We start from the raw sequence: 10,942 nt of genomic DNA on the forward strand, positions 1-10,942 counted from the left end.
AAGGAGTGATCTTTTGCTAAAAGAAATTCGTCTTAAAAATATCGTATTTATTTTAATAGGATCTGCGATTTTTTCTTTCGGCCTTGTTCATTTTAATATGCAGAACAACTTGGCGGAAGGCGGATTTACAGGTATCACACTGCTTTTATATTTTCTATTTCACATTGATCCATCTATTTCAAACCTTGTGTTAAACATTCCGATCTTTTTTATCGGCTGGAAAATGCTTGGAAGAACCATGTTTACATATACAATTGTCGGAACCGTCAGTCTTTCTGTCTTTCTAGCCATCTTCCAGCGCTTTCAAATACATATGCCTCTTCAGCACGATTTAGCCTTAGCCGCACTTTTTGCAGGTGTGTTTATCGGAACAGGCCTCGGAATCATCTTTAAATTCGGCGGGACAACAGGCGGCGTTGACATTATTGCAAGATTGATCAACAAACATTATCAAGTCGCAATGGGAAGAACGATGTTTATCTTCGACGCGTGCGTCATTACCATCTCTCTCACCTATTTAAATTACAAAGAAGCCATGTATACACTTGTTGCCGTATTTGTTGCTGCAAAAGTCATCGACTTCATGCAAGAAGGCGCTTACGCTGCCAAAGGAGCGATGATTATTTCTGAAAAGGATGACATCATTCAAAAGAAAATCACAGAGGAAATGGAGCGTGGAGTGACCATTTTAAAGGGTGTCGGCTCCTATACGAAACAGGAACGCAACGTCCTTTACTGCGTCGTTCCAAAAAATGAGCTTGTCCACCTCAAGAGCGTCGTAACTTCCGTCGATCCTCATGCCTTTGTATCAGTGAGTGACGTGCATGACGTACTTGGTGAAGGCTTCACATTAGATGAACATAAAAAGCCGCTCAATCCCCATTAAAAAAGAAGCCCGATAACGGTGCTTCTTTTTTTATGACTTTGGATAATCGGCTTGTCTCTTTTGCTTTTTTTCTTTTTCAGCACGGTATTTCCTAAACCCAACATACGTTAAAGTGAGTAAAATCATACTTCCTGTTGTTAAAATGACCCATAAAAGCGATGGATCCGCTTCATCTTGATCAACGTTCGCAAACACACTTGATAAATCCTCTTCGAGTTTCGTGAGACGCTCAAGCTTTGTCCCACTCGATGCTTTTAAAAATTCACCTTGTTCAATTACTTCCATGTGCTGCTTAATCGTTTGCAGCTTTTCAGGCGAGATATCAATGGTTAAACTCGGATAAATCATATCATACAATGAAACCAGCTCATTCCAAGTTTCATAGAACGTCGTCGATTCTGGATCTTTTACTTCTTTCTTTAATGTCGGAAAAGACCCCATAATCGGCTTCTCGAGAGATCCCCAAAGAGGTTCTGAATTTGATTGTATCGCATCGAGAAGCATTCTAAACTGAGAGGCATACCGAAGTTTTTCGCGCTCATTTAAGTCTTCCTGCGGGAGTCCTTTAATGATATCTTGATAGCCAAGTGTAATTTGCCGAACCTGCGTATTCGTCAAAGTTCCGCGCCAATTCTCAGCTTTAAATGTCTTTTCAGCATACAATGCAACTTGTAATGCCTCATCATATTTAGCTTGTCTCGTTAATTGAAAGATTGAATCTGATAGTTCCGTTAATTCTTGCAGCGCTTTAGCAGCTGTTGTTTCCTCACCTTTTGCAGCAGCTGGATGCAAGACAAGAAATAATAATAGAATCATCGCGATTGACTTTCGTTTCATGCAAGTCCCTCCTAGCCTTTCTCCATACAGCGTATGAAGAAAAGGACAAGGTTAGACCAACATTGTTAAGGGAGTTCAAGCTTGACCGATTTTTTCGAGATGACAAGATAATACGAAACAAGAAGAACGGCCATACTTAACCAAAACGTCACGTAGCCGATCTCATTTGAATAGGCAGAAAGCATAGAATAACGCGGCATCATTCCAAATACATAATCAATCACATCATTATGTAAAATCCATATGCCTGCTACAACCAAATGACGCATTTGAAAACGATAATACGGCGCAAATAACACAGCCTGTACCGCCATCGCAAAGTGCGAACCAATTAGCATATATCCTTCCCAAGGAAAATCATCAACAGAAACGAGCACGAAAAGATTCATCCCTACAGCCCATAATCCATATTTGATCAAGGTGACAAGGGCCAGTGCTTCAAAATAAGGAGCATGGCGTTTCATTAGAAAGGCTAGTAATACAAATAAAAAGAAAAAGCTTGCCGTCGGACTGTCTGGAACAAAAGGTAAAAAGATAGCCGGCGTCTCAACGAGCTGCGGGATATACCAGTAGTAGCCGTACACAGTACCAAGAAAGTTGACAATGAGCACCAGCACAAGCATGTAGCGTGTGGCTAGCAAATATTGAATCCATCTCATATTTCTCTTCACTCACGATCTGTTAAAATCAGAAAAAAGCTGACAGCGCCAGCTTTTTTCTCCTTTTGAGTATATCCTTGTACTTGCATTTAAACAACTGAATTATTTAGATTTGACCTCAGATAAATATTTCGAGAGCTTTTCAAGTTCTTCATCGCTGCCTTTAAAAATGCCCTTAGGCATGTTGCCTTTACCTTCTACAGCGATTTTCGCAATTTCCTCTGGTGCTAAACCATTGTCAACAAGTGACGGTCCAGCTGCCCCGCCTTGCATATTATCTCCGTGACAGGAGATACATGTCTGCTCTTGATAGATTTTATACTCTTCAGCTGAGGTATCAATCTCTGCTTCTTTCTTGATTTCACCTTGCTTCGCAGCTGCTTCCCAGTCATGAGTAGCAACAGATTCCCATGTTAAATAGGTTGCTGCACCAACTGCAAGAATCATCATCCCAACTGCAATTGGTCTTCGATATGGCCTGCGTTCAGGACCAGAATCAAGAAATGGTGCGAGTAAAAGAGCACCAAACGCAATTCCAGGCATAATCATTGCGCCAACTACCGTATAGCTCCCTGCAGCAAACTCATATTTTAACAACTGGTACAAAAATAGGAAATACCAGTCTGGCAGCGGAATATAGCCCGTATCTGTCGGATCAGCCATCCGCTCAAGCGGAGGTGCATGAACAACAGTTAGGACAAGAAATCCAATTAAAAAAACAGCACCTACAAGCCATTCCTTTAAAAGAAAGTTCGGCCAAAAGGCTTCGGTTTTTCCCGGATATTCGGAATAGTCTTTAGGTATGTTAGGTTTTCTTTCTGCCGGTATTCTGGAATCTCCGACAAACTTCATCCCTTTTCCCCTATGCAAAGTCATCCCCTCCTCATTGAACATTCATCAAACGCAAAATTTTACAGCGGTCCAGAAATTCCTTGCTTACGAATCATAATAAAGTGGGCAGCCATCAGCCCAAATAATGCCGCTGGCAAGAAAAAGACATGGATAGCGAAAAATCTCGTCAGCGTTTGTGCACCTACAATGTCAGGATGACCTGCAAGCAACGTTTTAATCTCTTTCCCAATGAAAGGTGTCGCCTCTGCAATTTGAAGACCAACCTTCGTCGCAAATAGCGCCTTCATATCCCACGGTAAAAGATATCCTGTAAAACCAAGTCCAAGCATCACAAAGAAAATGAGCACACCGACAATCCAGTTTAGCTCTCTAGGCTTTTTATACGCCCCTTGGAAAAAGACCCTCAGCGTATGTAAAAACATCATAACAATGACTAGACTCGCACCCCAGTGGTGCATCCCTCTTACAATCTGTCCAAATGCCACTTCATTTTGCAAATAATAGACAGATTCCCATGCATTTTTAATATCCGGTACATAATACATCGTTAAAAACATGCCCGAAAGGACTTGAATGACCGTCACAAAAAACGTTAAACCGCCAAAACAATACACAAAAGCAGAGAAATGATGTGCTGGATTGACGTGCTCAGGCACTTCATGATCCGCAATGTCTCTCCATATCGGTGTGATGTCCAGCCGCTCATCTACCCAATCGTAAATCTTGTTAAGCATCGTTACCCTTCCCCTTTCGGCACAGCTTTTCCAAGATAGAGGTATCCGTCCTTCACTTGCTGCTTATAATGATCAAGCGGTGCAAGCGGTGGAGTTCCGGGTACGTTTGTACCATCCTTGTCGTACAGCCCATAATGGCAAGGGCAGAAAAATTTGTTTGGATTTTTCGGATCACTGTTCCAGTTCACTGTACATCCCAAATGTTTACAGATTGGCGATAAAGCGACAATTTCATCCCCTTCTTTGTACACCCATGCAGACCTAGATTCCTTTGACTCATACCATGCATCTACTTGATCAATTTTAAAGTCAAAGCGCTTCGGTTCTTTTGTCAGTTCATCTACACTGACAACTTGAACCATATCCTGATCCTCTGTTCCTTTTAGCACAGGGTCAAGCGCAAAGCGAACCATAGGCATGAGCATTCCAGCGGCCATAAATCCCCCCACGCCGGTCAACGTGTAATTCAAAAATTGACGCCTGGACACTCCATGTCTCTTCTCGCTCATTTTTTTCTCCCCCCCTCAGGTCGTCAGCTACTTTATAACTGAATTAGAAAAAATTTCATAAAACTAGGACACCCTCATAATATATCAATCTATTCACAAGGTCAACAGCCTAAAAAGCTATGTACAATGCAAATGTAAGGGTTTTTATGAAGGGTTCCATTTTTGTAACAAAAAGTTCAAAATTTGTTCTACACTGTCTTGAATGACTTTTTGCTTTAAATTGACCTTTAAATGCTCAAGCGGAACAGACTGCAATATAAATGCCGATTCGCTCACTTCTAGCTGTTCTTTCCATTTGTTATCAGATGTGATAAACACAACATGCTGAAAATGTTCTTGCAATGATTGTTTTACTGCAAGTATGTCTTCTTGCTTACGATGATTTACTTCTAAATATGTATGTGGAGGAAAAAGAAACACTCTGCCTTTCAGTTGCCTTTCAAGATCCTCTGCCACAAGCATTGTAAACTCACCTAAAGACACGGTTTGTTTGATATGGCTTGCATCTATCCCAACTAATGGAATGATAGCGGTATCAATGTAATCTTTAGATTGTAAAAAGAGATCCGCGTCCTCCGCCTGAAACTTCATCTAGTTCCCCTCTTTCATCACATAAGCCCTGCCTGTATAGGGCAAGGCTTATTGGCTTGGTTTATGATAATAGGCTTAATTCTTTTGCTAACTTATTAAATGTTTCTTGATCATGACGGTCAAGCGCTTCATCGATTTCTTTCATCAGCCGTTCTTTTTGGAAAGTAGCGATAGAATGCTCTAGCACTTTCTCAGCAAGATCTTTATCTTTTTCATTTTCATATAGATCTTTAGGAATATGAGGATTTGTTTCAAGTACAGCGGCATATTCCGGCGAACGATATGCAGATCGGAAATTCAATTGAATAAACAAATCTTGCTGTTTATTCAAACGAATATCATGAAATGATTTTTCTGCATCTGTCGTCATGATATTTTCTTTATAAAATCTAAAGGGAACTTCATCCACACAGTGTGTTGACATAATAATTCCCCTTGGGCAAAATTCTGCTTGCTCTACAAAATGAACCTTTTCCATCAAAGAGTCGTGACTCATTAAATAATTTAATATCCAAACACACTCTCTTCGCTTTAACTGATAATGGTTTAAGAACCACCGGATAAATTCCTTCTTTTCATTGACAGAAACAGGGGTCTGCATGTTATTCCCTCCTCTATCGTAAATTAAATTGCTATACATGAATTATTCAACAAACCAGTTCTTCATTCCTGCAAACTATAAGGAAATTTCGTCTTCAATTCTTAAAATCGTTTCTTCAATTTCTTCATTGGTGCCATCTTTCTGAAGAACTTTTCGTAATAACGGCAAGGCTTCTTTTTGTCTGCCTTCTTCTAAAAGGAACGAAGCATATTCATATAAAAAGTCACGTTCCTCATCAAAATCAGGCAGAGCAAGTTTGAAATACTCAGCGGCTTCATCGTATTCTTCTCGTCCGACAGAAGCAGAAGCAGCATACCAATTCCATTTTGGATCTTCTTCCCCAAAGCTTTTAACCTCTTTAATCACATCCAGAATTTCATCAAACAGCTCTTCATTTAAATAGATCGCAAGCAGCGTTTGAACCGCTTCAATATATCCTGGATCAAGAGCAAGTGCTTCTTGAAGCAATTTTTTCGCATCTTCCGAATGGCCATTTTTCAAATCAATCTTTGCCCCATATAAATATAACTCTTTGTTATACTCATCCACTTTAATTCCTTCTTTTACTATCTCTAAAGCTTCATGATATAGTCCTTCTTCCTCATAGCTTTTGGCTAAAGGCATATAAAGTGACGAATACGAAGGATCAATATCTTTTAGTTCAGAGAGCTGCTGAATAGCCGTTTTCGTTCTGCCAGCCCTCATCGCTGTAAATCCGTAGCCAAAAAGTGTATTTGGATCCACTTGATCCTTTACAGCCTTTTCATACCATTCAAGGGCATCTTCAAATTCTCCAGCTGTGCTTAATGATTCAGCGAGCCGCTGATATACATTGACACCGCCAATTTCATTTTGTTGATCGGCCACTTTGTAGAAATAGTCGGCTGCTTTCTTTGAAAGACCTTGAGAAAAATACAATTCCCCTAAAGCAAAATCAATGACGGCTTCATGAGGTAGTAACTCTTTCGCTTTTAAAAGCTTTTGTTCACTGACTTCAAATAGTCCTTGCATTTGATACAAATCTGCCATTAACAATAAACTCTCTGGAAACGCATCGTCATCTTCAGGAATCGTTTCAAGAACTGCTATTGCCTTCTCTTCTTCATCAGAGTCTATTAACAACTCTGCATAAAAACAGGTTAATCCTGTTTCTTCTGGATATAAATCATGTAAATCACTAATGAGATTCCGCGCTTTATCAATATCTCCCCAGTCATAATATAACTGAGCTGCCTGCGCTTTTTCTTCATCATGAAGATGCTTCTCTGCTTGAGCAAGTGTTTGGAGTCCCTTTTCAGTCTCACCCGCCTCAACTAATTTTATGGCTTCTTGTAATGAACTATTCAAATCAAACCGTTCCTTTCTGTTTCCAAAAACCTAAACTGTTGTTACTTCATATCATAATCGACAGCTGCATATCCAGCAAATATGTTGCTCTTTTAACATGAAGCCATTTTTGTGTTTTGAAGACTCTTTTTCAATCAATACTTTACTAAACTGACGATTTGTAAACCGAATACACTAAAAAATTGTTTTTGAATCAGCAAAATGCTCTTTTTCAAGGTTTCACCTTGAGACAAGCTATGCTATAGTTCTTTCAAATATGCAAAAGGAAAGAAAAAGCCTGAGGAAATCCTCAGACTGTTTGCGTTAAGTATTCAATGTGTTCAAAGAAATTTGGGTAAGATACACGTACTGCATCTGTATCTTCAATCTCGATTGCTTGCTCTGTTATACATGCCGCAATTCCTAACATCATACCAATTCGATGATCTCCGTAGCTTGAGACGACTGCGCCGCCTTTAAGGCTCGTTTTACCATGAATCTTCATTCCATCATCTGTTGCTTCAATATGAGCACCTAGTTTTTTAAGTTCTGAAACGACTGTATCAATACGATTGGTTTCTTTCACTTTTAATTCAGCGGCATCTTTAATGATCGTTGTTCCTTCTGCTTGAGTAGCTAGGAGCGCAATAATAGGAATTTCGTCGATCAGTCTAGAGATCATATCACCTGAAATGTCGATCCCTTTTAATGAAGAGGTAGAGATCGTTAAATCACCGTACGGTTCTCCGCCTTTAGCATCCACTTCTTGAATGTCGAGGTCTGCACCCATTTGTTTTAGCACATCTATAATACCAGTTCTCGTTTTGTTCAAACCGACATTTCTCAATACAATCCGGCTGTTTGGAACGATAGATCCAGCCACTAAGAAAAATGCAGCTGAAGAAATATCTCCAGGGACAAATACATCTGTTGCTTTTAACGTTTGTCCACCTTCAATTGAAACACTTTGTGCATCTTCATGTAGCGAGACACCAAACATTGATAACATTCTTTCGGTATGGTCTCTTGATTTATGCGGTTCAGTTAACGTCGTTGTTCCTTCTGCCTGCAGTCCAGCTAAAAGGACAGCCGATTTAATTTGCGCACTTGCAACCGGAGACTCATAAGAGATAGCTTTTAAATTGCCCCCACGTATAGAAAGCGGTGTATACTCGCCACTTGCTCTGCCATCTATCTTGGCTCCTAATTGTCTTAGCGGACCTGTTACCCGTTTCATCGGTCTTTTGGCAATACTTTCGTCTCCGATCAGCGTACTGTGGAACTCACAGCCAGCCAAGATTCCCATCATTAAACGAATAGTCGTGCCAGAGTTACCGACATCGAGAATATCACTCGGCTCTTTAAGTCCTTTTAGTCCCTTACCATGAATGACAACATCTGTACCTTTTTGTTCGATGTCGACACCCATTTTTCTAAAACAATCAATCGTGCTTAAACAATCAGCGCCAGGAAGAAAGTTTTTTACTACTGTAGTACCGTCAGCAATAGCGCCAAACATCACAGATCTATGAGAAATGGATTTATCTCCTGGAATATGAATTTCTCCATTCATAGGAGCACTTTTATGAATTTTCATCTTCCTCACCTCAATCAGCATAAAATGTATCGTAATTTGCTCTATTTTTTATACAGAGTTCTGCCCGCTTTCGATCGTCATCTGTTTGAAAACTAATGCGTAAAATCCCGTTAATGTCTTCTCGCGTTTCAATAATACGGATATTTGTAATACTGATGTTTTCATTTGCTAGATATCCTGTAATTTCCGAAATAACACCAGGATGATCCGGCACATCGACATAAAGATCATAAAAAGCAGGGATAGCTCCTTTTTTCCTCAGAGGCAGGCCGTCGCGATATTCCTTGGCCTCTTGGAAATAAGAGAATAACCCCTCAGCATCTTCTTGTTGCACAAAGGATTCAATGCGGTCAATCTCTTTTTTCCATTCATGAAATCGGTCTAAAATCTTGTTTTTATTGTGCAAAAGGATATCGCGCCACATTGCAGGATTACTTGATGCAATACGGGTAATATCTCGAAAGCCTCCAGCAGCAAACCGTTTTACAAGAGGAAATTCTTCTTCAAAATGATGCGCTTGATGCACAAGACTGGCAGCGACGATATGTGGAAAGTGACTAATCACACTTGTCACAGCATCATGTTCTTCGGGTGTCATTTCAATGAAATGAGCATTGGTTCCCTTCAGCAGATCCTTCAAACGGTCAACAGCCTGACGACTTGTTACCTTTGCTGGCGTTAAAATGTAGAATGCATTTTCAAATAAAAAGTCTTTCGCTGCAATGACACCTGATTTATGAGACCCTGCCATCGGATGCCCGCCAATAAATTGGTAATGATCAGGCAACGTTTTTTCAGCAAAGTGAACGACCTTTTGCTTTGTGCTCCCTACATCCGTAATCGTGAGCTCTCTTTCAATTCCAGATGCTGCAATATCACTTAACATTTTGACGGTTTGTTGTACTGGCGTTGCCAAAATAATCGTTGCTGCTTCATTTAAGCCTTCCATAAAGGACTCGGCAGTCGCGTCGATGATCCCTAGTTTTGTTGCAGCAATCATTTGTTCTTTAGAGACATCATAGCCTACAATTTTTTTATGTGGAAATTCTTTTTTAATCGACAGTGCAATAGAACCACCAATTAAACCGAGCCCAGCGATTAATATGGTTTCGTTTGCTTCATTCATGTTCATCACCTGATTTTTCGCGAAAATTAAACAAGCTGTTTCTAGCTTATATGTATATTGGATGAGTTACAACGAAAGCCATATCCCATAAACAGGATATGACTTCATTGTTATGCTACGCACGAATGCCTTGTAATAAATCGGCAAGTGTAGTTAGGATTTCTTCATTTTGCTCCTTTGTTCCAACAGTAATACGTAAAGAAGTTGGGAATCCGAGAGCTTGACCAGATCGAACGATATAGCCCTTTTTCAAAAGTGCATTGAACAGCTCATCTGCATCTCTTTTAAAATCAATCAGCACAAAGTTTGTTTGAGATGGATAGATAAATAATCCAAAACGGTCTGCAAATTCTTGATATTGTTTAAGACCTGCTTCATTTTTTTGTCTGCACGATTGAATGAAGTCTTGATCTTTAATGGCTGCACGTGCAGCTGCCTGAGCGATACGACTTGTATTAAATGGCTCTCTCGCAGGTTCAATGGCGGTAATCAATTCCTCTGAAGCAACCCCATAACCTACTCGAAGTGCCGCAAGTCCATATGCTTTAGAGAATGTGCGCAATACAATGACATTTTGATAGGCTTTTAATAGAGATAAACTGTTCGGAAAGTCTTCTGCGCGGACATATTCAAAATATGCTTCATCTAGAACGACAAGCACATGAGCAGGCACTTGATCTAAGAACGATACTAGCTCAGATTCTGACAAATGATTTCCTGTCGGATTGTTCGGGTTACACACCCAAACGACTTTTGTGTTGTCATCCATCGCATCCAGCATTCCCTTTAGATCATGAGCTCCACCATTTAGAAGTGGTACTTCTCTAATCTCTGCATGCTCAATTACTGCATTGTGACGGTATTGCGGGAATGACGGAGATGGGATCACCGTATTTGTATGTTGATCAAGGAATGCCCTAGCAATAATTTGCACAAGTTCATCTGAGCCATTCCCGAATATTAATTGTTTTTCATTTACTTGAAGAAACTCAGCCAGTTCCGTTCTTAAACTTGCGCTGTATCCGTCTGGATAAATCGCTAAATGTTCAAGTTCAGCTTGTATAGCCTCTCTTGCATGTGTGGAACATCCAAAAGGGTTTTCATTTGAAGCCAATTTCACAATTTTGTCTAATTGATATTCTTTTTTGACCTCTTCAATTGGTTTCCCAGGTTGATACGGTTTTAGCTGTTTTAATTGATCTTTGATTTGCAAAATGTTTCACC

The 10,942-nt window shown here is 40.0% G+C and carries 12 protein-coding genes; 1 reads left to right on the forward strand and 11 read right to left on the reverse strand.

The window, feature by feature from the left end; all coding sequences use genetic code 11:
* The first annotated feature begins 13 nt into the window (after positions 1–13).
* Complete coding sequence (locus tag V7L95_RS16990) at positions 14–886, forward strand: YitT family protein (protein WP_003215598.1); 873 nt, start codon at positions 14–16, stop codon at positions 884–886.
* A 30-nt stretch (positions 887–916) separates the two neighbouring features.
* On the opposite strand, the gene ypjB is transcribed toward V7L95_RS16990, so the two are convergent.
* From ypjB to hisC, 11 genes are all read right to left on the reverse strand, one after another.
* Positions 917–1,723, reverse strand: coding sequence for a sporulation protein YpjB (ypjB, locus tag V7L95_RS16995; RefSeq protein ID WP_008344572.1), 807 nt, complete (start codon positions 1,721–1,723; stop codon positions 917–919).
* A gap of 65 nt (positions 1,724–1,788) precedes the next feature.
* Positions 1,789–2,382, reverse strand: coding sequence for a DUF1405 domain-containing protein (locus tag V7L95_RS17000; RefSeq protein WP_335372670.1), 594 nt, complete (start codon positions 2,380–2,382; stop codon positions 1,789–1,791).
* 102 nt (positions 2,383–2,484) lie between these two features.
* Positions 2,485–3,252 (reverse strand): menaquinol-cytochrome c reductase cytochrome b/c subunit, encoded by a 768-nt coding sequence (locus V7L95_RS17005; protein WP_008344567.1) that lies wholly within the window; start codon positions 3,250–3,252, stop codon positions 2,485–2,487.
* A gap of 41 nt (positions 3,253–3,293) precedes the next feature.
* Positions 3,294–3,968 (reverse strand): menaquinol-cytochrome c reductase cytochrome b subunit, encoded by a 675-nt coding sequence (qcrB, locus tag V7L95_RS17010; protein WP_003215804.1) that lies wholly within the window; start codon positions 3,966–3,968, stop codon positions 3,294–3,296.
* A 2-nt stretch (positions 3,969–3,970) separates the two neighbouring features.
* On the reverse strand, positions 3,971–4,477 hold the full coding sequence (locus V7L95_RS17015) for a ubiquinol-cytochrome c reductase iron-sulfur subunit (RefSeq protein ID WP_007500911.1): 507 nt from the start codon (positions 4,475–4,477) through the stop codon (positions 3,971–3,973).
* Between the two features lie 144 nt (positions 4,478–4,621).
* Positions 4,622–5,068 carry a YpiF family protein gene (locus V7L95_RS17020; RefSeq protein ID WP_007500913.1) on the reverse strand — a complete coding sequence of 149 codons (447 nt, stop codon included), beginning with the start codon at positions 5,066–5,068 and terminating at the stop codon, positions 4,622–4,624.
* Between the two features lie 61 nt (positions 5,069–5,129).
* Complete coding sequence (locus V7L95_RS17025; RefSeq protein WP_008344562.1) at positions 5,130–5,669, reverse strand: ReoY family proteolytic degradation factor; 540 nt, start codon at positions 5,667–5,669, stop codon at positions 5,130–5,132.
* A 75-nt stretch (positions 5,670–5,744) separates the two neighbouring features.
* A complete protein-coding gene (locus V7L95_RS17030; RefSeq protein WP_035391664.1) occupies positions 5,745–7,016 on the reverse strand; it encodes a tetratricopeptide repeat protein in 1,272 nt (423 codons plus the stop codon).
* Positions 7,017–7,305: 289 nt separating this feature from the next.
* On the reverse strand, positions 7,306–8,592 hold the full coding sequence (gene aroA, locus V7L95_RS17035) for a 3-phosphoshikimate 1-carboxyvinyltransferase (RefSeq protein ID WP_017359749.1): 1,287 nt from the start codon (positions 8,590–8,592) through the stop codon (positions 7,306–7,308).
* A 10-nt stretch (positions 8,593–8,602) separates the two neighbouring features.
* The gene (locus tag V7L95_RS17040) at positions 8,603–9,718 is read right to left on the reverse strand and encodes a prephenate dehydrogenase (RefSeq protein WP_017359750.1); all 1,116 of its coding nucleotides are present in this window, start codon (positions 9,716–9,718) and stop codon (positions 8,603–8,605) included.
* A gap of 115 nt (positions 9,719–9,833) precedes the next feature.
* Positions 9,834–10,931, reverse strand: a complete 1,098-nt coding sequence (gene hisC / locus V7L95_RS17045) for a histidinol-phosphate transaminase (RefSeq protein WP_017359751.1) — start codon at positions 10,929–10,931, stop codon at positions 9,834–9,836.
* Between the last annotated feature and the right edge of the window lie 11 nt (positions 10,932–10,942).

This window comes from Bacillus sp. PPSBB_11 (genome assembly GCF_038023285.1).
Taxonomy (GTDB): domain Bacteria; phylum Bacillota; class Bacilli; order Bacillales; family Bacillaceae; genus Bacillus; species Bacillus altitudinis.

Coding starts and splice junctions, on each gene's coding strand:
- ypjB (WP_008344572.1), bottom strand. CDS start 1,723: ATGAAACGAAAGTCAATCGCGATGATTCTATTATTATTTCTTGTCTTG.
- V7L95_RS17000 (WP_335372670.1), bottom strand. CDS start 2,382: ATGAGATGGATTCAATATTTGCTAGCCACACGCTACATGCTTGTGCTG.
- qcrB (WP_003215804.1), bottom strand. CDS start 3,968: ATGCTTAACAAGATTTACGATTGGGTAGATGAGCGGCTGGACATCACA.
- V7L95_RS17015 (WP_007500911.1), bottom strand. CDS start 4,477: ATGAGCGAGAAGAGACATGGAGTGTCCAGGCGTCAATTTTTGAATTAC.
- V7L95_RS17020 (WP_007500913.1), bottom strand. CDS start 5,068: ATGAAGTTTCAGGCGGAGGACGCGGATCTCTTTTTACAATCTAAAGAT.
- V7L95_RS17025 (WP_008344562.1), bottom strand. CDS start 5,669: ATGCAGACCCCTGTTTCTGTCAATGAAAAGAAGGAATTTATCCGGTGG.
- aroA (WP_017359749.1), bottom strand. CDS start 8,592: ATGAAAATTCATAAAAGTGCTCCTATGAATGGAGAAATTCATATTCCA.
- V7L95_RS17040 (WP_017359750.1), bottom strand. CDS start 9,718: ATGAATGAAGCAAACGAAACCATATTAATCGCTGGGCTCGGTTTAATT.